This window comes from Pseudomonas sp. TCU-HL1 (genome assembly GCF_001708505.1).
Lineage (GTDB): Bacteria > Pseudomonadota > Gammaproteobacteria > Pseudomonadales > Pseudomonadaceae > Metapseudomonas.
On sequence record NZ_CP015992.1, the window covers coordinates 350937 to 372463 of the forward strand.

19 protein-coding genes are annotated in these 21527 nt (G+C 64.4%); 12 read left to right on the forward strand and 7 right to left on the reverse strand.

Annotation, left to right across the window (positions count from 1 at the left end):
* Nucleotides 1-69 precede the first annotated feature (69 nt).
* The 5 genes from epd to THL1_RS01660 all read left to right on the forward strand — a co-directional run bounded on the left by epd (nt 70) and on the right by THL1_RS01660 (nt 4576).
* Nucleotides 70-1119 carry an erythrose-4-phosphate dehydrogenase gene (epd, locus tag THL1_RS01640; protein ID WP_069081650.1) on the forward strand — a complete coding sequence of 350 codons (1050 nt, stop codon included), beginning with the start codon at nt 70-72 and terminating at the stop codon, nt 1117-1119.
* Nucleotides 1120-1147: 28 nt separating this feature from the next.
* Nucleotides 1148-2311, forward strand: a complete 1164-nt coding sequence (locus tag THL1_RS01645) for a phosphoglycerate kinase (RefSeq protein WP_069081651.1) — start codon at nt 1148-1150, stop codon at nt 2309-2311.
* Nucleotides 2312-2357: 46 nt separating this feature from the next.
* The gene (locus THL1_RS01650; protein WP_069081652.1) at nt 2358-2675 is read left to right on the forward strand and encodes an MliC family protein; all 318 of its coding nucleotides are present in this window, start codon (nt 2358-2360) and stop codon (nt 2673-2675) included.
* A gap of 307 nt (nt 2676-2982) precedes the next feature.
* Nucleotides 2983-4047 (forward strand): class II fructose-bisphosphate aldolase, encoded by a 1065-nt coding sequence (fba, locus tag THL1_RS01655; RefSeq protein WP_069081653.1) that lies wholly within the window; start codon nt 2983-2985, stop codon nt 4045-4047.
* 67 nt (nt 4048-4114) lie between these two features.
* On the forward strand, nt 4115-4576 hold the full coding sequence (locus THL1_RS01660; RefSeq protein ID WP_069081654.1) for a hypothetical protein: 462 nt from the start codon (nt 4115-4117) through the stop codon (nt 4574-4576).
* Nucleotides 4577-4708: 132 nt separating this feature from the next.
* Here the strand turns inward: THL1_RS01660 and THL1_RS01665 are convergent, their stop codons facing one another.
* Nucleotides 4709-5380: a polysaccharide lyase family 7 protein gene (locus THL1_RS01665; protein WP_069081655.1), complete on the reverse strand. Its 672-nt coding sequence runs from the start codon at nt 5378-5380 to the stop codon at nt 4709-4711.
* Between the two features lie 518 nt (nt 5381-5898).
* Here THL1_RS01665 and THL1_RS01670 point away from each other — a divergent pair.
* The 3 genes from THL1_RS01670 to THL1_RS01680 all read left to right on the forward strand — a co-directional run bounded on the left by THL1_RS01670 (nt 5899) and on the right by THL1_RS01680 (nt 8221).
* Nucleotides 5899-6393 (forward strand): YgjP-like metallopeptidase domain-containing protein, encoded by a 495-nt coding sequence (locus THL1_RS01670; protein WP_069081656.1) that lies wholly within the window; start codon nt 5899-5901, stop codon nt 6391-6393.
* A gap of 125 nt (nt 6394-6518) precedes the next feature.
* Nucleotides 6519-7274: a substrate-binding periplasmic protein gene (locus THL1_RS01675; protein ID WP_069081657.1), complete on the forward strand. Its 756-nt coding sequence runs from the start codon at nt 6519-6521 to the stop codon at nt 7272-7274.
* Between the two features lie 101 nt (nt 7275-7375).
* On the forward strand, nt 7376-8221 hold the full coding sequence (locus THL1_RS01680) for an HDOD domain-containing protein (RefSeq protein ID WP_237234753.1): 846 nt from the start codon (nt 7376-7378) through the stop codon (nt 8219-8221).
* A 40-nt stretch (nt 8222-8261) separates the two neighbouring features.
* On the opposite strand, the gene THL1_RS01685 is transcribed toward THL1_RS01680, so the two are convergent.
* Nucleotides 8262-8495 (reverse strand): DUF1127 domain-containing protein, encoded by a 234-nt coding sequence (locus tag THL1_RS01685; protein ID WP_069081659.1) that lies wholly within the window; start codon nt 8493-8495, stop codon nt 8262-8264.
* A 187-nt stretch (nt 8496-8682) separates the two neighbouring features.
* Between THL1_RS01685 and THL1_RS01690 the strand changes: the two genes are divergently transcribed.
* Together THL1_RS01690 and THL1_RS01695 are read left to right on the forward strand one after the other, a co-directional pair.
* Nucleotides 8683-10101 (forward strand): PLP-dependent aminotransferase family protein, encoded by a 1419-nt coding sequence (locus THL1_RS01690; RefSeq protein ID WP_069081660.1) that lies wholly within the window; start codon nt 8683-8685, stop codon nt 10099-10101.
* A 241-nt stretch (nt 10102-10342) separates the two neighbouring features.
* Entirely contained in the window at nt 10343-10798 is a 456-nt protein-coding gene (locus THL1_RS01695; RefSeq protein ID WP_083245786.1) for an REP-associated tyrosine transposase, read from the forward strand.
* A gap of 129 nt (nt 10799-10927) precedes the next feature.
* Here the strand turns inward: THL1_RS01695 and yccS are convergent, their stop codons facing one another.
* Nucleotides 10928-13105, reverse strand: coding sequence for a YccS family putative transporter (gene yccS, locus THL1_RS01700; RefSeq protein ID WP_069081661.1), 2178 nt, complete (start codon nt 13103-13105; stop codon nt 10928-10930).
* Between the two features lie 230 nt (nt 13106-13335).
* Here yccS and THL1_RS01705 point away from each other — a divergent pair, with 230 nt between their 5' ends.
* Nucleotides 13336-14079 carry a substrate-binding periplasmic protein gene (locus THL1_RS01705; protein WP_069081662.1) on the forward strand — a complete coding sequence of 248 codons (744 nt, stop codon included), beginning with the start codon at nt 13336-13338 and terminating at the stop codon, nt 14077-14079.
* A gap of 1 nt (nt 14080) precedes the next feature.
* On the opposite strand, the gene dbpA is transcribed toward THL1_RS01705, so the two are convergent.
* The 4 genes from dbpA to betI all read right to left on the reverse strand — a co-directional run bounded on the left by dbpA (nt 14081) and on the right by betI (nt 19670).
* Nucleotides 14081-15460: an ATP-dependent RNA helicase DbpA gene (gene dbpA / locus THL1_RS01710; protein ID WP_069081663.1), complete on the reverse strand. Its 1380-nt coding sequence runs from the start codon at nt 15458-15460 to the stop codon at nt 14081-14083.
* A 252-nt stretch (nt 15461-15712) separates the two neighbouring features.
* The gene (betA, locus tag THL1_RS01715; protein ID WP_069081664.1) at nt 15713-17401 is read right to left on the reverse strand and encodes a choline dehydrogenase; all 1689 of its coding nucleotides are present in this window, start codon (nt 17399-17401) and stop codon (nt 15713-15715) included.
* A gap of 155 nt (nt 17402-17556) precedes the next feature.
* Nucleotides 17557-19029, reverse strand: a complete 1473-nt coding sequence (gene betB, locus THL1_RS01720; RefSeq protein WP_069081665.1) for a betaine-aldehyde dehydrogenase — start codon at nt 19027-19029, stop codon at nt 17557-17559.
* Between the two features lie 47 nt (nt 19030-19076).
* Nucleotides 19077-19670, reverse strand: a complete 594-nt coding sequence (gene betI / locus THL1_RS01725; protein ID WP_069081666.1) for a transcriptional regulator BetI — start codon at nt 19668-19670, stop codon at nt 19077-19079.
* 287 nt (nt 19671-19957) lie between these two features.
* Here betI and THL1_RS01730 point away from each other — a divergent pair, with 287 nt between their 5' ends.
* Nucleotides 19958-21502: a BCCT family transporter gene (locus THL1_RS01730; RefSeq protein WP_069086380.1), complete on the forward strand. Its 1545-nt coding sequence runs from the start codon at nt 19958-19960 to the stop codon at nt 21500-21502.
* The last annotated feature ends 25 nt before the right edge of the window (nt 21503-21527 follow it).

Genomic DNA, 21527 nt, shown 5'->3' on the forward strand with positions numbered 1-21527 from the left:
CTTCGCGCAGGGTTCGCGAGCAAAGCTCGCTCCTACAGGGTTTCCTACCCCCAGCCTTGCGAGCGCCCCATGCCTAGCAATCGCCCCTTCAAAGTCGCCCTCAATGGCTACGGCCGCATTGGCCGTTGCGTGCTGCGCGCGCTTCATGAGCGCAGTGGCGGAGCGAGTTTCGAGATCGTTGCGCTCAATGACCTGGCCGACCAGGCCAGCATCGAGTACCTGACCCGCTTCGACTCCACCCATGGCCGCTTCCCCGGTGAAGTGCGTGTGGATGGCGATTGCCTGCATATCAATGGCGACTGCGTGAAAGTGCTGCGCCACGCCGAGCCGGAGGGTATCGACTGGGCCGCCCTGGATGTGGATCTGGTGCTGGAGTGCTCCGGCCAGTACACCCATCGCCAGCAGGCCGAGCGATTCCTGGCTGCCGGCGCGCCCCGGGTGCTGCTGTCGCAGCCAATGAGCAGCGAGGCGGACATCGATGCCACCATCGTCTTTGGCGTCAACCAGGACAGCCTGACCGGCACCGAGAAACTGGTGTCCAACGCGTCCTGCACCACCAACTGTGGTGTGCCGCTGCTGAAACTTCTCAACGAGTCCGTGGGTCTGGAATACGTCTCCATTACCACCATCCACTCGGCGATGAACGACCAGCCCGTGATCGATGCCTACCACCACGAAGACTTGCGCCGCACCCGTTCTGCGTTCCAGTCGGTGATTCCGGTGTCCACCGGCCTTGCGCGGGGCATCGAGCGCCTGCTGCCCGAGCTCACCGGGCGCATCCAGGCCAAGGCCGTTCGCGTGCCCACGGTGAATGTGTCCTGCCTGGACATCACCCTGCAGACCGCCCGCGACACGTCGGCCGCCGAAATCAATCGCGTGCTCCGCGAGGCTGCCGAAAGTGGTCCGCTGAAGGGCCTCCTGGCCTACACCGAGCTGCCCCACGCCAGCTGCGATTTCAACCACGACCCTCATTCCGCCATCGTCGACGGCAGCCAGACCCGCGTGTCCGGCCCACGCCTGGTCAACCTGCTGGCCTGGTTCGACAACGAATGGGGCTTCGCCAACCGTATGCTCGACACCGCGGACCACTATCTGCGCGTTTCCGCTGCTTCTCGTTAACAACCAGCCCCCGTGAAGGACTGACCCCATGACCGTGTTGAAAATGACCGACCTCGACCTCCAGGGTAAGCGCGTGCTGATCCGTGAGGATCTCAACGTGCCGGTGAAGGACGGCGTCGTGAAAAGCGACGCGCGCATCCTCGCTTCCCTGCCGACCATCAAGCTGGCACTGGAGAAGGGCGCGGCGGTAATGGTCTGCTCCCACCTGGGCCGTCCCACCGAGGGTGAGTTCTCCGAAGAGAACAGCCTGAAACCGGTGGCCGACTACCTGAGCAAGGCCCTGGGCCGTGAAGTGCCGCTGTTGGCCGACTACCTGGGTGGCGTCGACGTCGCCCCCGGCCAGGTGGTGCTGTTCGAGAACGTGCGCTTCAACAAGGGCGAGAAGAAGAACGCCGATGAGCTGGCCCAGCAGTACGCCGCCCTGTGCGACGTCTTCGTGATGGACGCCTTCGGTACCGCCCATCGCGCCGAGGGTTCCACCCACGGCGTGGCCAAGTTCGCCAAGGTCGCTGCTGCCGGCCCGCTGCTGGCGGCCGAGCTGGACGCCCTGGGTAAGGCCCTGGGTAACCCGGCCCGTCCGATGGCCGCCATCGTGGCCGGTTCCAAGGTGTCCACCAAGCTGGACGTACTGAATTCCCTGTCGCAGATCTGCGACCAGCTGATCGTCGGCGGCGGCATCGCCAACACCTTCCTCGCAGCTGCGGGCTACAAGGTCGGCAAATCCCTGTACGAGGCTGATCTGGTCGACACCGCCAAGGCCATCGCCGCCAAGGTCAGCGTGCCACTGCCGGTGGACGTGGTAGTTGCCAAGGAGTTTGCCGAAAGCGCCGCGGCTACCGTCAAGGCCATTGCCGACGTAGCGGACGACGACATGATCCTGGATATCGGTCCGCAGACCGCTGCCCAGTTCGCCGAGCTGCTGAAGTCCTCGAAGACCATCCTCTGGAACGGCCCGGTGGGCGTATTCGAGTTCGACCAGTTCGGCAACGGCACCAAGGTCCTGGCCCTGGCCATCGCCGAAAGCCCGGCCTTCTCCATCGCGGGCGGTGGCGACACCCTGGCGGCGATCGACAAGTACGGCGTGGGCGAGCAAATCTCCTACATCTCCACCGGTGGTGGCGCTTTCCTCGAGTTCGTCGAGGGCAAGGTGCTGCCGGCCGTGGAAGTACTGGAACAACGCGCCAAGGCATGAATCACCGGGGGCGTCGCTGCTCCCGGGTGCAGGGAAGGAGATTCGTATGAGAGCCGTATTTGCCCTTGCCGCGATGGCCCTGGTGGCCGGTTGTGCCGGTCAGCAGGCGCCGAGTGATGACTGGACTCGCTGGGTCTGCGACAGCCAGACCGAAGTGCTCTGGCGCTTCGCCGATGCAGGCAAGGAGAGCGTCGACCTGCGCCTGGGCGGTGGCGACATCGTCCACCGCCTGAGGCAGGAGCCCTCCGGCTCCGGCCTGCTCTACAGCGACGGCAGTCTGGCCTTCCACACCAAGGGTGACGAAGGTCTGGTGTACTGGGTGGCGACCGACGATCTGATCGGTCGCGGCTGCAAGGCACCTTGAACGATCTGCTGCGCGTCGGAATAGCGGCGTTGAAAATGGCTTCGGAAAGCCGCTTGCGGCTAACGCGCTTTAGCGCGGCCCGAAGGGCGAGCGGAGCGAGTAATGCTCATTTACAACTTGTAAACTCCGCTTCCTCAGCCATTTTCGCCTTGCTCTTCTCTAGCTCGCGAGATCGTGAGCGGGCACTCTGAAACAGATTGATTCTTCCGGGGCGGATGACCGCTCCTCTCCGGGAACTTGAACCCGGCCTGCCCCTGCGGCAGGCTTTGCAATTTGACAGCCCACCCAATCGGGAGACTGAAACACCATGGCACTCATCAGCATGCGCCAGATGCTGGATCACGCCGCCGAATTCGGCTACGGCGTACCGGCTTTCAACGTCAACAACCTGGAACAGATGCGCGCCATCATGGAAGCGGCCGACAAGACCGATTCCCCGGTGATCGTGCAGGCCTCCGCCGGTGCCCGCAAATATGCCGGCGCCCCCTTCCTGCGCCACTTGATCCTGGCTGCCATCGAAGAATTCCCGCACATCCCGGTGTGCATGCACCAGGACCACGGCACCAGCCCCGACGTCTGCCAGCGCTCCATCCAGCTGGGCTTCTCCTCCGTGATGATGGACGGCTCCCTGCGTGAAGACGGCAAGACCCCGTCCGACTACGAATACAACGTCCGCGTCACCCAGCAGACCGTTGCCTTTGCCCACGCCTGCGGCGTATCGGTGGAAGGCGAACTGGGTTGCCTGGGCTCCCTGGAAACCGGCCAGGCCGGTGAAGAAGACGGCGTTGGCGCCGAAGGCATCCTGGACCACAGCCAGATGCTGACCGACCCGGAAGAGGCCGCCGACTTTGTCAAGAAGACCCAGGTGGACGCCCTGGCCATCGCCATCGGCACCAGCCACGGCGCCTACAAGTTCACCAAGCCGCCGACCGGCGACATCCTCGCCATCGATCGCATCAAGGAAATCCACAAGCGCATTCCCAACACTCACCTGGTGATGCACGGTTCGTCCTCCGTACCGCAGGACTGGCTGGCCATCATCAACGAGTTCGGTGGCGAGATTAAGGAAACCTACGGCGTTCCGGTCGAGGAAATCGTCGAAGGCATCAAGCACGGCGTGCGCAAGGTGAACATCGACACCGACCTGCGCCTGGCATCCACCGGTGCCATCCGCAGCTTCCTGGCCAAGAATCCGGCCGAGTTCGATCCGCGCAAATACTTCGCCAAGACCGTCGAAGCCATGCGTGACATCTGCATCGCCCGCTATGAAGCCTTCGGCACCGCCGGCAACGCCTCCAAGATCAAGCCGATCTCCCTGGATGGCATGTACGCGCGTTACGCCAAGGGTGAGCTGACCGCCAAGGTCAACTGATCCCGTACCGCTTCACGAGGAGCCCCGCAATGCGGGGCTCTTTCGTATCCGGCATAAGGAGTTCCCGATGCGCCTGCCCCTGATGATGGGTATCACCCTGCTGCTCGCAGGCTGTGCCGGCCAAGCGCCGGTGGCACCTGCGCCGCCGCCCGAGCCGATGTCCAGTGATCCGCAGCAGTGCCTGGATCGCACCGACTGCACCACCAAGACCTCCCGCACCTTGATGTTCGTCTTCGACTATGCCGAGGCGGGAGGGGCCCTGGTGCAGCGCAAGGGTGCCTGGCTGTTCACGCCGTCGGCGGCAAAACCGTCCGGTTGGCCGTCGTTGAAGATCCGTCTGGCCGACCCGCCCACCGGGCGCTTCGAGTTCGCCAGCCAGTGCCCGGCGGGGGATTGCCGGATCAGCGAGGGGGACCTGCTCAAGGTGTATCGCAGCTATCTGGGCGGTGATCCCTGCTCGTTGCTCGATCCCAAGGCTCTGGCGCGCTGTGTCGAGCCCGTTACCCTCTCCCCCAGCCCCTCTCCCTGAAGGGCGAGGGGAACTAAACCGTGCCACGATTGAGTGCCTGCCCCAGAAACCACTCCGAACTTGCGGCAGATACAAAAGCTCCAGGCGCGAGTCACCCCTCTCCATCAGGGAGAGGAGCCGGGGGTGAGGGGCTTAGGGTGCCCGATGCTCGATCTTCAGGCTGTAGAAGGTCGCCGCTCCTGCTTCCGTCTCATACCCCTCGTTGTCCTGCGCATACACCCCGGCCTTGAAGTACAGCGGCTTCGGCGCCCAGGCCGTGGAGAGCTGCTGGCTCCACAGGCTGCCGTTGACCATCACGCTGAGCAGGCCCTGCGGTGACAGGTCGATCACGTAGCTGAAACGCTGGTTCAGAGGAATGCTGCTGAGCAACGGGATTACCACGCTGGTTTCGTCGTTGGGTGAGTTGCGCACCTTGGCGACGATATTGGCCGTCTGCGTCTTGGTCTTGAACTGGTACTCCAGCTTGAGCATGGGGCTGCTGCTGCCGTAAGCGTGGATCTGGCCAATCACCAGCTTGCCGGTGGAGGGCACCTGGCTGACAGCGAGGTTGGCGCTGAGCAGGTTGTCGGCGCTGGGGTACGTCCAGTTGCGCAGCGTGCCGTCGGCCCAGGTTTCGCGCAGTTCGCTGCGTGGGTAGATCGCGTTGGCGGTGGTGGTGCCATTGACCGGTACCCAGAAGCGGACGGTGGTACTGTCGTTCTGGAAGTAATAGTCGCGGTAGCCACCCACCAGCAGGGGCGTCTCGATGGTGACGGCGGGCACGCCAACGGGGAGTGTCAGGTTCCAGGTGGAAAGGTCGATCATGACGGAGTTCTCAAGAGGAACTTCCAGTCGGGCGCTGCGAATCCACGTCGCTCTCTGGAGTGGGCGGCATTCCGGCCGGTGGCGCTCGAACCAAAAGTGAGGGTTGCCAGATGGCAGTTGCCTGCCGTGTCGTCCGAAGGCGTTGTGGCCGTCTCGCGAGCGCTTTATACGAAGGTGCTCAGGGCTTGTCAGTTACCGGCCGTCGGCATGTTGACGTCAAAAATATGCCAACAATGCCGATGGCCAGTATTGCGCCATTTCGCCCGATAGCCTGCGGGTGTGCGGCCGGAAATGACTGGCGTTGATCGATAAGGAATTTTTCTCGGGAGGCTGTGCCGGTTTTTTGAAACGCTCTGGCCGGTGCCGCTGGACCTGGCTGCTACGAGCCGACGAAAGGACATGCCGGAAACCTGAACTGGATCTCAATGCGCTGGGCCAGAGGCGTGGCATCGCGATCACGAGCTGGCAAGGCTGCGCTCGGGTAGACTGTCGCCCTTTTCCGCTCCGTGCGTTCCGTCATGTCCCCTCTCAAGTACCTTCGCGGCTACCCGGCCAGCCTCCAGGAACAGATAGCCCAGATGATTGCCGCCGGGCGCCTGGGTGAGTACCTGGAACGCCGTTATCCCGGGCGTCATGAAGTGCAGAGCGACAAGGCGCTGTACACCTACGCCATGTCCCTGAAACAGGAGCACCTGCGCAATGCGCCGGCACCCGACAAGGTGTTGTACGACAACAAGCTCGATGTGGTGCACAAGGCCCTTGGTCTGAACACGGCAATCTCGCGGGTGCAGGGCGGCAAGCTCAAGGCGAAGAAGGAAATCCGCGTCGCCTCGCTGTTCAAGGAGGCCGCGCCGGAGTTTCTGCGGATGATCCTGGTCCACGAGTTGGCGCACCTGAAGGAGCGCGATCACAGCAAGGCGTTCTACCAGCTTTGCGAGCACATGCTGCCCGGCTACCACCAACTGGAGTTCGACCTGCGGGTGTACCTCACCTGGCGCGAGCTGCCGGCCTGAGCTGGCCGTCCCGCGGTCACGCTTCATCGATCCGGCATCGGCGTTTGGCTCGAGCGCGCGGTGGACATGAAAAGCGATGTCCATCCGACTAGGCTCAGGTAAGTAGTCGACCGAGGTCCGCGGACATGCGTCCGAGTTTCCGCACCCTCAGCGTCATTCTCTGGGTGCTGGGCCTGGTCCCCTTCGCCGATGGCCGTGACTTGCTCGCGGTCGGCACCGAGTTCCCTGGCCTCTACGTTCTCGATGCGAAAGGTGAAGCCAGCGGACTGGGCGTTGACGTGATGCGTGCGATCGCCAGCGACCTCGGCGACCAGGTGCGCTTCGAGAGCTACCCGTGGGCCCGTGCGCAGAAGCTGGTGGAGGAGGGCCGCGCCGATGTGCTGATCGGCCCCTATCGCACCGTCGCGCGGGAACGGCGCTTCCAGTTCGCCGAGCCCGGCTTCTATCGCGACAGCGTGGTTTTCTATGCCCGCAGCGACGCGTCCCCTGCCTGGGATGGCAGCCTGGCCAGCCTGATGGGGCAGCGCATCGCGATCATCCATGGCTGGAGCTACGGCGAACGCTTCGACGCCATGCGTGGCCAGCTCGACTTGCACGTCGCGCCGTCGGTGGAGCTGGCGTTCAAACTGCTGATGGCCAACCGTGTAGACCTGGCGGCGAGCAACGAGCGGGATTCCCGGCCGCGTATCGAGGCGCTGGGCATCGCCAGCCAGGTGCGCCGGCTGGAGCCGGTCATCGATACCCAGGTCGGCTACTTCGCACTACCCAGGGGCGAGTCCCACCGCCAACTGCGCGATGACATCGGCCGGGTATTGCGCCAGATGCGTACCGATGGTCGGTTGAAAAAGCTTGCCAGAACCTATGCTGTGCCGCTGCCCTGAGCAGCCCATCCGAATAGATTGACGCGCCCATGGGCGCGGGCGCGGGGCATGGTTACACTGCTGCCACAAAAATGGGGGGGGGAAGCGGATTGAGCGCGCCAGTGTCGGATTACTCGATCTACCGCAAGGTGGTCACGCAGCTGATGAATGGCGAGGAGCAATTGCCCAGCCTGCCGATGATCACCCTGGATATCCGCCGCGCCCTGGCTGATCCGAACGTCACCGTCGTCCGGCTGAAGCAGGTCATCAGCAAGGACCCGGCCCTCAGTGCGCTGCTGATGAAGCACGCCTCCAGCATCATGTTCCGCTCCAGCACGCCGCCCAGGACGCTGGAAGACGTGATCCGACTGCTCGGCCTGCAAGAGGTGGATCGCATCACCCTGGTCCACAGTCTGAAGAGTCTCTTCACCCTCCACAGTGCCGCCCACAAGCAACTGTTCATCGGCGTCTGGGAGCGGCTGACGCGCCAGGCCGCCATCAGCGCCGTGCTCGCTCGCCCCCTGGGCCTGCCTTCGCCGGATCATGCGTTGCTCGCCAGCCTGCTCTGCGACGTCGGCGAACTGGCGATGCTTTCCGCCTTCAAGGACGCCAGCCAGGTTCCGGGTCCGGACGTCTATGCGCGACTGTGCCGTGAATACGGCAAGTCCCTGAGTGTGATCGTGCTGCAGAAATGGGCGGTGGATCAGGGCTACATCGACATCGTACGCAGCGCCAGGCAATGGGAGGCCGACAGCGGCGGCCGGTTCGGCCTGATCGACCTGGTCAATCTCGGGCTCTACCACGCCTTGCGCGCGGAAGGACGCGTGGCGCAGCTTCCGCCCATCGACCAACTGGTTGCCTACCGTAAGCTGGCGCCGCCGCTGGATGCGCTCGATGCCAGTGGCGGGCTGGCGCTGGCGTCCGCCCAGCAGGACGCCATCCAGCGTATGGCTAGCCTGCTGCGTTAGCGGGCGCGCCTTTACTGAAGCGGAGCGCCCGCCGTTGCCGCTAGACCTTCCAGAAGGGTTTCAGGCCTTCTTCAAGCGCCTCGGCGCGGGTCAGCCCGATGTCCCGCAGGGCATGCTCGTCCAGCGCCAGCAGCTGCCGGCGGGTGCGCAGGCGCATCCAGAAACGGCTCCAGCGGTTGCCCTGCGGGGTGGATGCCAGTGCAACAGGAGCGCGCTGCTCCTGTTCCAGTTCCCGTGCGTGGAGAGACAGGCGTACATCGCTCAGGCCGTTCATCGTTGTGTTCCTCATGCCCGGTGGTGGATCGGGGTGGAACCATGATGTCCGTCGGGAAAATCTCAATACAGATCCACGATCTGTATATTTTTTTCATACAGATTGCGTGGTTTCCTATCTGAATCCTCAGTTCAGCACCCATCTGTAATGGTCCTGATGCGTGTTCGCGCCGATCCAGGAGACTGTCATGAAGCTCTATATCAAGCTGGCCGAAACCCTCGGCGAACGCATCGAGCAGGGCTATTACCGCCCCGGCGACCGTCTGCCCTCCGTGCGTGCCCTGAGCCAGGAGCACGGCGTGAGCCTGAGCACTGTGCAACAGGCCTATCGGATTCTCGAAGACGGCGGCCTCGCGGAGCCGCGGCCGAAGTCCGGCTACTTCGTGCCGCCGCGCCGCCAGACGCCGGCTCTGCCAGAAGTGAGCCGCACGCCACAGCGGCCCGTGGACGTGTCCCAGTGGAACGACGTACTCGATCTGGTCAAGCGCAGCGCCAGGGACAACGTGGTGCAACTGGGGCGCGGCATGCCGGACATCACAAGCCCGACACTGAAACCCTTGCTGCGCAGCCTCGGCCGGATCAGCCGGCGCCAGGACGGCAGCGGCCTCTACTACGACAGCATCTACGGCACCCTGGCACTGCGTGAACAAGTGGCACGGCTGGCGCTGGACTCGGGCTGCCAGCTATCCGCGGACGATGTCGTCATCACCACCGGTTGCCATGAGGCGCTGTCGGTGGCGATCCGCTCCACCTGCGAGCCGGGGGACATAGTCGCAGTGGATTCGCCGAGCTTCCACGGCGCCATGCAAACCTTGAAAGGCTTCGGCATGAAAGCCCTGGAACTGCCCACCGACCCGCTCAACGGCATCAGCCTGGAGGCGCTGGAGATGGCGCTGGAGCAGTGGCCGATCAAGCTGATCCAGCTCACCCCGAACTGCAACAACCCACTCGGCTACATCATGCCGGAGGCGCGCAAGCGCGCCCTGCTGACCCTGGCCCAGCGCTACGACGTGCCGATCCTGGAAGACGACGTGTATGGCGACCTGGCCTACCAGTACCCACGCCCGCGCACGATCAAGTCGTTCGACGACGATGGGCGCGTGCTGCTCTGCAGTTCCTTCTCCAAGACGGTGGCGCCAGGTATCCGCGTTGGCTGGATCGCCCCCGGCCGTTACCTCGACCGGGTTCTGCACATGAAGTACATCTCCACCGGCGCCACCGCCACCCAGCCGCAATTGGCGCTGGCTGAATTCCTCGGCAATGGCCATTACGAACCGCACCTGCGGCGCATGCGCAGCCAGTACCAGCACAGCCGCGACCAGATGATCGACTGGGTGATGTGCTACTTCCCCGAAGGCACCCGCGCCAGCCGGCCCCAGGGCAGCTTCATGCTCTGGGTCGAACTGCCCGAAGACTTCGACACCCTGCGCCTGAACCGCGCCCTCTTGCCCAAAGGCGTACAGATCGCCGCCGGCAGCATCTTCTCCGCCTCTGGCAAGTACCGGAACTGCCTGCGCATGAACTACTCCTCCAAGCCCACCCCGGCGATCGAGGCAGCGGTGCGGATGGTGGGGGAGACGATCAGGGAGCTGATGGGGGAAGGGTGACTGTCGTTTTGCAGGGGACCTTTACCTGTAGGGGAAATTCATTCGCCAAGCAGACCAAAGGTCTGCCATTCAGGGTTGCAAGGGGGACGTTTCGCATCCCTTGGCGAATGAATTCGCCCCTACAAGAGATTCGAAGCCATAGGCATCTTCCACAGGTTGGATCAGTCTTTTCGTCGCAACGCTCCGGCCCAGCATTTGTTTGCCGCCCCATAGAGTCATCGCCTTCCGTATCAGGAGGGCAATGGAAATGCCAAGGGATGATCTCCTCAAGGGCCGGGTATCAAGAGCCGGTCAGATCTACCACATCACCACAACCACCGAAGGCCGTCGGCCGTTGTTCAGGGACTTCCATAGCGCCCGCATTGCCGTTGCCGAGCTGCGCCGATTGCACGAGCAGAATGTGGTCAATTCCCTGGCCTGGGTGCTCATGCCGGATCACTTGCACTGGTTGGTCCAGCTCAAGGGTCCCATCGGGCTTTCTACCGTGATCAAGGTGTTCAAGGGGCGCTCCGCCCGGCAGTTGGGTTTGCACGTGGAAACCGCTGGGGCGGTCTGGCAAGCAGGCTTCCACGATCACGCAATGCGGTACGAGGAGGATGTCCGCCAGGTCGCTCGCTACATTGTGGCCAACCCATTGCGGGCCGGCCTGGTGGAACGAATTGGGGATTACCCGTTCTGGGATGTCTGCTGGCTCTGATTCATCTGTAGGGGCGAATTCATTCGCCAAGCAGGCCGAAGGTCTGCTCTTGGAGACTGTCAGGGCAGCTGCGCCGCCCCTGGCGAATGAATTCGCCCCTACAAAGAGCTTGTGCCTCCGGAGCGGGCCTTACGCCACCTTTCGCTCGTTCAGCAGATGCGCCGCCAGGGTCCGCAATGCCCCCAGTTGGCGGCAAATGAGTCCCAGCTCGGTCTGTACCAGGCGCGGGCGGTCGTCCATGTCTTCCGGAAGCTGCTCCAGGGCCTTGGCGAGGGCATCCTCCTCGTCGCGATGGATACTGATCGGGCGGCGGTCGGTCAGGCCCTGGGCGATGCAGTCGAGGCTTTCGGCAATCTGCAGGGCGGCCTGTTCGGAAATCGGCGTAAGCGCTTCGCCGGGCTTCTCGCTGCGGTGCGCACCCAGGGCGGAGAGGTAACTGAGCAGGGTGTGGGACAGCACCAGGAAGCGGAAGCCGATGTCGGCTTCCTTACGGAAGTGGCCGGGCTCCATGAGCATGTTGGAGAGCGTGGTGGACAGCGCCGCGTCGGCGTTATGGGCGTTGCGTCGGGCCAGGCGGTAGGCGAGGTCGTCGCGCTTGCCGCTGGCGTACTGCTGCATGATCTGCCGCAGGTAGCGGCTGTTGCAGGCCAGGGTGTTGGCCACCACCTGGTTGAGCCGGCGGCCTTGCCAGTCGGGTAGCACGAAGATCACCGCCAGGCCGGCGATCAGCGCGCCGAGCAGGGTGTCCACCAGGCGTGGCAGGAACAGGCCGTAGCTGTCGCCGGTCTGGTTGAAGCAGAACAGCACCAGCAGGGTGATGGCGGCGGTGGCCAGGGTGTAGCGGGTGGCGCGGGTGGCGAAGAACACCACCCCGGCAACCACGGCGAAGGCAGACTGCACCAGGGCGCCGGGGAACAGGTCGAACAGTGCCCACCCCAGCGCCAGGCCGAGCAGGGTGCCGGCGATCCGCTGTATCAGCTTACGCCGAGTGGCGCCGAAGTTGGGCTGGCAGACGAATACCGTGGTCAACAGGATCCAGTAGCCCTGTTCGGGGTGGATCAGGTGCAGCACGCCGTAGCCGGTGGCGAGCGCCAGGGCCATGCGCAGCGCGTGGCGAAATATCAGGGACGTCGGCGTGAGGTTCTGCTTGAGGCGTTCCCAGACGTCCTTCAGGCCCTGGGGCGAACGGTCCAGCAGGCTGGCGTCCTGGGCTTCGGCAAGGGCATCGGGGTTGCTGGCATCGATGAGCAGGCGGTCCAGGGTGCCGAGGTTGCGCGCCAGGGCGTTGAGCGAGCGCAGCAGGCCGCGCCAGGCCGGGTTGCTCTGGACGCGCAGGTGTTCCAGGGACTTGTTCAGGTCTTCCAGGGCCTGTGCGCCGTCCAGGTAGTCGAAGGGCTGGCGCATCTGCATGGCGCGGCCCAGGGCCTGGCAGGCGCCGCCTTGCTGGCGCAGCAGGCGTTGGCAGCGGAACAGCACGTCGCTGTGGAAAAAGGCTTCGGCCAGCTCGTTGTAGGGATGGTGGGAGGAGCTGGCGCGTTCGTGGATGTCCTGGGCCAGGAAGTAGAGCTTGAGGTAGCGGTTCACCTTGGGCCCCGGCCGACCGTTGCCGACCCGGTGCAGGATGATCTCCTTGGCCGCATTGAGCGCTGCCACCACCTTGCCGTTCTGCCGGGCCAGTTCCAGGCGCCGGGCTTCCATGTCGAGATGGCGCACCGGTTCCAGCAGGGCGGACTTCAGCTTGAGGTACTGCCCGAGTTCACGGAACAGCCGGGCCAGGCTCTGTTGCACGGGTTGATGGGTGAACAGCGCCTGCCAGAGCACTGAGAGCAGCCCGTACCAGGCGGCGCCGGCCACCAGCAGGACAGGCTCCTGCCAGAGGTTGGTCGGGGCGCCGTCGCGCTGGTCGACGCCGATCATCGTGTAGATGGACAGGATCAGCGTGGCCGACGCGATCGTCGCGTAGCGCTCGCCAAGGGCGCCCAGCATCGTCAGGCCGAAGCTGGCCAGCGCCAGGGCGCTGACGAAGATCCAGGGGTAGGGGAAGAGCAACTCCACCGACAGCGAGGCGACGCTGAAGCAGCCGAGGGTCACCAGCAATGCGGTGAGACGGCCCTGCCAACTGTCGTCGGTTTCCGCCAGGGCACTGGCGATGATGCCGAGGAACAGCGGGATCAGCAGATCCATGCGGTCCTGCTGCCAGCACAGCGCCATGCTCCCGGTCAGGGCGACGAAGACGCGCAGGCTGTAGCTGAACTTGTCCAGCGCCCAGAGGCGGCGCAGCGTTTGAGTGAATCGTGTCGAGGGCATAGGGGCCTTGTGGGCGAATGTCCGGGTACGGCTGAGCGGCCGGTTACAGCCTAAGGGCTGCGAAGGGCGCTGTCAGCCGTCCCGTCGCATTCGATGGTGCCAGCTGGTGGGAGTCACAGGGAGGGAGTGAAAAAAGCCTGTACGGAAGTACCGCATCACGCTGGTTGCGAGTGCGGAATTGGTGCAGGCTAGACCACCCGCTGGCCAAACCTGTTCGCGGATGTCCGTGCATGAGAAAACGCTGTGGTTTTGCCCTGTTCGCCTTGTTGCTCGCTTCGGCGGGTGCCGCTGCTGAAACATTGCGCATCGCCGCGGATGTCTGGCCACCTTTTACCGATGCCAGGCTGCCGGGCAATGGCCTGGCCGCCGAGCTGGTGAGTACCGCGCTCAAGCGCGCCGGGCATCGTCCCGAGTACGTCGAAGTGCCCTGGGCCCGTGCCTTGCGCGGCGTCCAGGTGGGTGACTACGACCTGATCGTCAGCGCCTGGTACAGCGATGATCGTGCCCGCTACGGCCTGTTCTCCAAACCTTACCTGACCAATCGAATTCTCTTTCTCAAGCGCAAGGGCAGTGCCGTCGACTTCCAGGCGCTGGCCGATCTCAAGCGATACAGCATTGCCGTGGTGCGCGGCTACAGCTACCTGCCGAGCTTCGATGCCGACGCCAGCCTCAACAAGGTGCCGGTGAAGGGCTTTCAGATGGGCGCGCGAATGCTGTCTGCCGGAAGGGTGCAACTGACCCTGGAAGACGAACTGGTGGCACGCTTCTACCTGAGCCGAGAGCTGAAAGGGATTCGCGACCAGTTGGTGTTCCTGTCCAGGCCGCTCAGCGAAAACGGCCTGCATATCCTGGTACGCCGCAGCCATCCGCGGCATCAGCAACTGGTGGAGGCGTTCGACCAGGCGATGCAGGCCATGCGCGAAGACGGCACCTATCAGGCGATCTTCGCCCGCCACGGCCTGGCTCAACCTTGAATCAGAGGATGCGCACCTTGTAGGAACGCCCCTTGATCTTCCCGTCGCTGAGGCGCTTGAGTGCCTGCTTGGCGATGCCGCGTTCGACCGCGACGAAGGCCTGGAAGTCGAAGATGGCGATCTTGCCCACCTGGCTGCTGGGTAGCCCGGCCTCGCCGGTAAGGGCGCCGAGGATGTCGCCGGGGCGCAGCTTTTCCTTGCGGCCGCCGTTGATGCACAGCGTGGCCATGGGAGGTAGCAGCGGCTCGCGGCTCTTCACCACCAGTTCGTCGATGCGCTGCCAGTTCAGCGGTGCCTGTTGCAGGCTCTCGATGGCCTGGGCGCGATTGGCCTCGGCCGGCGCCACCAGGCTCAGCGCCAGGCCCTTCTCGCCGGCGCGGCCGCTGCGGCCGACGCGGTGGATGTGCACTTCGGGGTCGCGGGACAGTTCGACGTTGATCACCGCTTCCAGCCCGGCGATATCCAGGCCGCGCGCGGCGACGTCGGTGGCCACCAGCACACTGCAGCTCTGGTTGGCGAAAAGCGCCAGTACCTGGTCACGCTCGCGCTGCTCCAGGTCGCCATGCAGCGACTGGGCGGAAATGCCATTGTCGCTCAGGTGGGCTTCCAGTTCCTGGCACTGCTGGCGGGTGTGGCAGAACGCGACGCAGGACTGCGGGCGGGTGCTCTGCAGCAGGCGCAGAACCGCGTCCATGCGCTGGCGCGGGTCGATCTCGTAGAAGCGCTGCTCGATCTGGTTGTCGTCATGTAGCGCCTCTACCTTCACCTGCTGCGGTTCGCGCATGAAGGTCTTGGCGAGCTGGGCGATACCGGCCGGGTAGGTGGCGGAGAACAGTAGCGTCTGCCGGCGTGCCGGGAGCTGGCCGATGATTTCGGCGATGCTGTCGTAGAAGCCCATGTCGAGCATGCGGTCGGCTTCGTCCAGCACCAGGGTGTTGAGACCATCGAGCACGAGCGTGCCCTTGCGCAGGTGTTCCTGGACCCGGCCCGGGGTGCCGACGATGACATGCGTGCCATGCTCCAGCGAACCCACCTGGGGGCCGAAGGGCACGCCGCCGCAGAGGGTCAGCACCTTGATGTTGCCGTGGCCGCGGGCCAGGCGACGAACTTCCTTGGCCACCTGGTCGGCCAGCTCGCGGGTAGGGCACAGCACCAATGCCTGGCAGCCGAAGAAGCGCGGGTTGAGCGGCTCCAGCAGGCCGATGCCGAAGGCGGCGGTTTTGCCACTACCGGTCTTGGCCTGGGCGATCAGGTCCTGGCCCTTGAGGATCAGCGGCAGGGCCTGGGCCTGGATCGGCGTCATGTCGCGGTAGCCCAGGGTCTCCAGGTTGGCCAGGGTGGCCGCGGAGAGGGGCAGGGTAGAGAAGGCGGTGGTGGTCACGGAGTGGGCCTGCAAGTCGAAATGGCGCGCAGTTTAGCAGGCCCGCGCGTGCTCCCCCCGTCACTCGTCGAGTTCGCGGTCTACCCGGCGCACGGCGCGGCCGCTTTCCCATGGCAGCTGAAAGAAAGTGGCTGCGGCCAGCAAGGCCGTCGGGGATTCGCCTTTCCTGTGGGAGCGATTTCAATCGCGATCGTGCAACGACGTTGTTCCAAGTCGTTTCGCGAATGAATTCGCTCCCACAAGTGGGCTGCCTTACAGCTTGCGTGCCGGCTGGCCGCGCACCGGCTTGTCGCCGGCCACGTAGTAGCTAGCGGTGCTGCGTGGCAGTGGTTTGCGGCCGCGGATTTTGTCGGCGATCTTCTCGGCGATCATGATGGTGGTCGCGTTGAGGTTGCCGGTGATGATCTCCGGCATGATCGAGGCATCGACCACGCGCAGGCCTTCCATGCCGTGTACGCGGCCCTGGCCATCCACCACCGCCATGTCGTCGGTGCCCATCTTGCAGGAGCAGGAGGGGTGGAACGCGGTTTCCGCGTGGGTGCGGATGAACTCGTCCAGCTCGGCGTCGGACTTCAGGTTCGCGCCCGGGCTCAGCTCGCGGCCGCGGTATGGGTCCAGCGCCGGCTGGCCCATGATCTCGCGGGTGATGCGGATGCCGTCGCGGAATTCCTGCCAGTCCTGTTCGTGGGACATGTAGTTGAACAGGATGCTCGGGTGTTGGCGCGGGTCTCTGGATTTCAGGTGAATACGGCCACGGCTCGGCGAGCGCATAGAGCCCATGTGGGCCTGGAAGCCGTGCTCCTTCACCGCGTTGGAACCGTTGTAGTTGATCGCCACCGGCAGGAAGTGGAACTGGATGTTCGGCCATTCGAACTCGGCGCGGGTACGGATGAAGCCGCCGGCCTCGAACTGGTTGCTGGCACCCAGGCCCTTGCCGAGGAACAGCCACTGCGCGCCAATGGCCGGCTGGTTCCACCACTGCAGGGCCGGGAACAGCGACACCGGCTCCTTGCAGGCGTATTGCAGGTAGAGCTCCAGGTGGTCCTGCAGGTTGGCGCCCACGCCCGGCAGGTCATGCACGATCGGAACGTCAAGGTCGCGCAGCACGGCCGCCGGGCCGACGCCGGAGCGCTGCAGCAGTTGCGGTGAGGCGATGGCGCCGCTGCACACGAGCACTTCGCGGCGGGCATGCGCGGTGGTGGGGGTGTCGCTGTTGCCCTTGAGGTAGGCGACGCCGATGGCGCGCTTGCCGCTGAACAGGATGCGATCGCTCAGGGCGTGGGTAACGATGGTCAGATTGGGACGGTTGCGCGCCTGGTCCAGGTAACCGCGACCGGTGGCGGCACGGCGGCCCTCCGGGGTCACGGTGCGGTCCATCGGGCCGAAGCCTTCCTGCTGGTAACCGTTGAGGTCATCGGTACGCGGGAAGCCGGCCTGCACGCCGGCCTCGACCATGGCGTGGAACAGCGGGTTGTTGCCGGTCTTGGGCGTGGTGACGCTCACCGGGCCGTCGCCACCGTGGAAGTCGTTCGGGCCGATGTCGCGGGTTTCCGCCTTGCGGAAGTAGGGCAGGCAGTCGAGGTAGGTCCAGTCTTCCAGGCCCGGTGCCTTGGCCCAGCCGTCGAAGTCCAGGGCGTTGCCGCGGATGTAACACATGCCGTTGATCAGCGAGGAACCGCCCAGGCCCTTGCCACGACCGCACTCCATGCGGCGGTTGTTCATGAAGGGCTCCGGATCGGTCTCGTAGGCCCAGTTGTAGCGGCGGCCCTGCAGCGGGTAGGCGAGGGCAGCGGGCATCTGGGTACGGAAATCCAGGCGGTAGTCCGGGCCACCGGCTTCCAGCAGCAGGACGCTGACCTCGGGGTCTTCGGTCAGGCGGGTGGCCAGCACGTTACCGGCGGAGCCGGCGCCGACGATGATGTAATCGAATTCTTGTGACATTTGACTTACCTGCTAGATGACCCGGATGACTCCGGGGCGCGGCAAACTTCTTTCCCGGATTGCATCCGGGCTACCTGGGCCGGTGCTGCGTCGTAGCCCGGATGAAATCCGGGAGCGCAATGCGCCCCCGAGGTTTCCGTCCTGGCTGGCGTCGGTCAGAACACCGAGTAGTAGTCGCCCATCTCGACCTGCACGGACTTGATACGGGTGTAGTGGGCTAGGGTGGTCAGGCCGTTCTCGCGGCCGACGCCGGATTGCTTGTAACCGCCCACCGGCATTTCGGCGGGAGACTCGCCCCAGGTGTTGATCCAGCAGATGCCGGCTTCCAGCTTGTGGATCACACGGTGGGCGCGGGCCAGGTCGCGGGTGACGACGCCGGCGGCCAGGCCGTACTCGGTGTCGTTGGCGCGGCGGATGACTTCTTCCTCGGTGTCGTAGGCCAGGATGCTCATCACCGGGCCGAAGATTTCTTCGCGAACGATGGTCATGTCGTCGGTGCAGTCGGTGAACACGGTGGCAGCCACATACGCGCCCTTGGCGTAGTCGCCTTCGGTCACGCGCTCGCCGCCAATCAGCAGGCGAGCGCCTTCCTTGCGGCCGGCCTCGATGTAGCCGAGCACACTTTCCATGTGGGCGAAGCTGGTCAGCGGACCGAAGTTGGTGTTGGCGTCCTCCGGGTTGCCCAGGCGGATGCGCTTCACGCGCTCGACCACCTTGGCTTCGAAGCTGGCCTGCAGGGCGCGCGGTACGAAGACGCGGGTGCCGTTGGTGCAGACCTGGCCGGAGCTGAAGAAGTTGGCCATGACGGCGATATCGGCAGCGCGGTCGAGGTCGGCGTCTTCGAAGATGATCAGCGGCGATTTGCCGCCCAGCTCCATGGTCACTTCCTTCAGCGAGGAGCTGGAGGCGCTGGCCATGACTTTCTTGCCGGTGGAGGTGCCGCCAGTGAAGGAGATTTTCTCGATCTGCGGGTGCTCGGTCAGCCACTGGCCGACTTCGCGGCCGCTGCCGGTGAGCACGTTGAACACGCCGTCCGGAACGCCGGCTTCGGTGTAGATCTCGGCCAGTTTCAGGGCGGTCAGCGGGGTGACTTCGCTGGGTTTGAAGATCATCGCGTTGCCGGCGGCGAGGGCCGGGGCGGACTTCCACATGGCGATCTGCACCGGGTAGTTCCAGGCGCCGATACCGGCGACCACGCCCAGCGGTTCGCGGCGGGTGTAGACGAAGCTGGTTTCGCGCAGCGGGATCTGCTCGCCTTCGATAGCCGGAATCAGGCCGGCGTAGTACTCGATCACGTCGGCGCCGGTGACGATGTCCACGGCGCGGGTTTCGGCCAGCGGTTTGCCGGTGTCGAGGGTTTCCAGCTCGGCCAGTTCGTCATTGCGTTCGCGCAGGATGTCGACGGCGCGACGCAGGATGCGCGACCGCTGCATGGCGGTCATGGCGGCCCAGACCTTCTGGCCTTCGATGGCGCTGGCGACGGCGCGTTCGACGTCTTCCTTGCCGGCGCGCTGGACGCTGGCCAGGACTTCACCATTGGCCGGGTTGACGGTCTCGAAGGTGGCGCTGCTGGTGGAGTCGACGTAGCGACCGCCAATGTAAAGCTTCTGTTCTTCGAATCGGGCCATGGTGGTTGTCCTCTCTAGGTCTTGTGTTCGCAAGGCGGGCGGGCGGTTCAAGCCGCCTGCTTGGCCAGTTGTTGATCAAGGAATTCGTACGCGAGCTGGCGCGCCTGCCCGGTATCGAAGGCTTCGCCGGACAGCGCGCCGCGCAACCAGAGGCCATCGATCAGGGCGGCCAGGCCACGGGCGGCGGTGCGGGCGCTTCCAGCATCGAGCTCGCGGCGGAACTGCCAGCAGAGGTTCGAGTAGAGGCGCAGGTCGTTGATGCGCTGCAAACGGCGCAGGGACGGCTGGTGCATGCTGCTGGCCCAGAACGCCAGCCAGGTCTTCATGGCCGGGCCGTTGACCTGGGTCTCGTCGAAGTTGCCGTCGATGATGGAGCGGAGGTAGCCGCGTGCGCTGTCGTCGCGCATGGCCTCGCGGCGCTTGCGCACCGCATCCTGCAGGTCGTTCATGAGGAAGCGCATGGTGGCTTCCAGCAGGCCGTTCTTGTCCTGGAAATAGTGGCTGATGATGCCGTTGGAAACCCCGGCCAGCTTCGCGATGTAGGAAATGCTGGCGTCGCCCATGCCGACCTGATCCACCGCCTCAAGTGTGGCGTGGATCAGCTGGGTGCGGCGCAAGGGCTGCATTCCGACTTTTGGCATTGGGGTTTCCTCGTCTTCCGGGCCTTTCCGGACGGGTTGAAATCCAGCCTACTTTATTTTTATTGAACGTTCAAACAACAAAGAATAAGCTGCGCACCATGGAACGGGATGCGGCAGTTCGCCGCACCTGATTTCAGGCCATCTGCCGGCGGATTCCATTCGTCGCCGGTCGCTGGCGCGGGTCTGTCGTTGCGCCTTTGATGCGCCTGCTTTCACTGCCCTGGAATCTCCAAATGAGTACTGCTTCCATAACAACCAACCATGGGAAGGTGCGCCTGAATCCGGTCGTGTTCTTCGGATCCACTGCGCTCATTCTGCTTCTCACGGTTGCCTTGATCGCGTTCCCCGATAGCGCCGGTGCCTGGCTCGGCAAAGCCCAGAGCTGGCTCTCGCGCAGCTTTGGCTGGTACTACATGCTGGCCATAGGCGCTTACCTGTTCTTCGTTCTCTATGTCGCCTTCTCCCGTTACGGCCATCTGCGCCTGGGGCCCGACGACAGCCGTCCGGACTTCAGCTACGGCGCCTGGGCCGGGATGCTGTTCTCCTCGGGCATCGGTATTTCGCTGCTTTACTTCGCGGCGTCCGAACCCATCGACCACCTCTACAACCCGCCAGAAGGCGAGCCGGGTAGCCAGTCCGCTGCGCGCCAGGCGCTGCAGCTGACCTTCCTCCACTGGGGCGTGCACGGCTGGGCCATCTATGCGCTGGTGGGGCTGGCCGTTGGCTACTTCGCCTATCGCCACAACAAGCCGCTGGCGCTGCGTTCGGCGCTCTACCCGCTGTTCGGCGAGCGTCTGATGAAGGGTTCGGTGGGCAACGCCGTTGATTGCTTCGGCATCTTCGTGACGTTGCTGGGCCTGGTGACCAACCTCGGCATCGGTGCGCTGCAGGTGTCGTCCGGCCTGGAGTACCTGTTCGGCCTGCCCCATAGCCAGGGCGCGCTGCTGGCGGTGATCCTGGTGATGAGTGCGGTGGCCACCCTGGCCGCGGTATCCGGCATCGAAAAGGGCATCCGTCGTCTTTCGAACCTGAACATCATCCTGTTCAGCGGCCTGCTGCTTTTCGTGTTGCTGGCCGGCCAGACGCTGCACCTGCTCAACGGCTTCGTGCAGAACCTCGGCGATTATCTGAATGGCCTGGTGCTGAAGACCTTCGACCTTTACGTCTACACCGGCCAGTCCGGCAAGAGTGAAGAGTGGATGGGCCTGTGGACCCTGTTCTACTGGGCCTGGTGGATTTCCTGGGCGCCCTTCGTCGGCATGTTCGTGGCCCGTATCTCCCGTGGTCGTACCGTGCGCGAGCTGGTCAGTGGCGTGCTGCTGATTCCGCTGGGCTTCACCCTGGCCTGGCTGTCGGTGTTCGGCAACAGCGCCATCGACCTGGTGATGAACCAGAACGCGGCGGACCTCGGCAAGGCGGCGCTGGAGCAGCCGGCCATGTCCATCTACCTGCTGCTGGAGCATTACCCCTGGGCCAAGGCGGTGATCGGCCTGTCGATCTGCGTCGGCTTCGTGCTCTTCCTCACCCCGGCCGACTCAGGTTCGGTGATGCTGGCCAACCTGTCCCGCGAGGAAGGCGACCTGGACGAGGACGCACCCAACTGGCTGCGTATCTTCTGGTCGGTTGTGGTGACCCTGGCGACCATCGGCCTGCTGTTCGCCGGCAACTTCACCGCCATGCAGACGGTGGTGGTGCTGGCCGGTCTGCCGTTCTCGGTGGTGCTGCTGCTTTATATGGTCGCCCTGCTCAAGCAGATGAAGGTGGATGTGGCAGCGCAGGAACTGGCGCCGAGGGCAGTGAACGTCATCCCGCTGCAAGGTGAGGCGGCCTGATCGGCCAACAACCTGCGATGAAAAA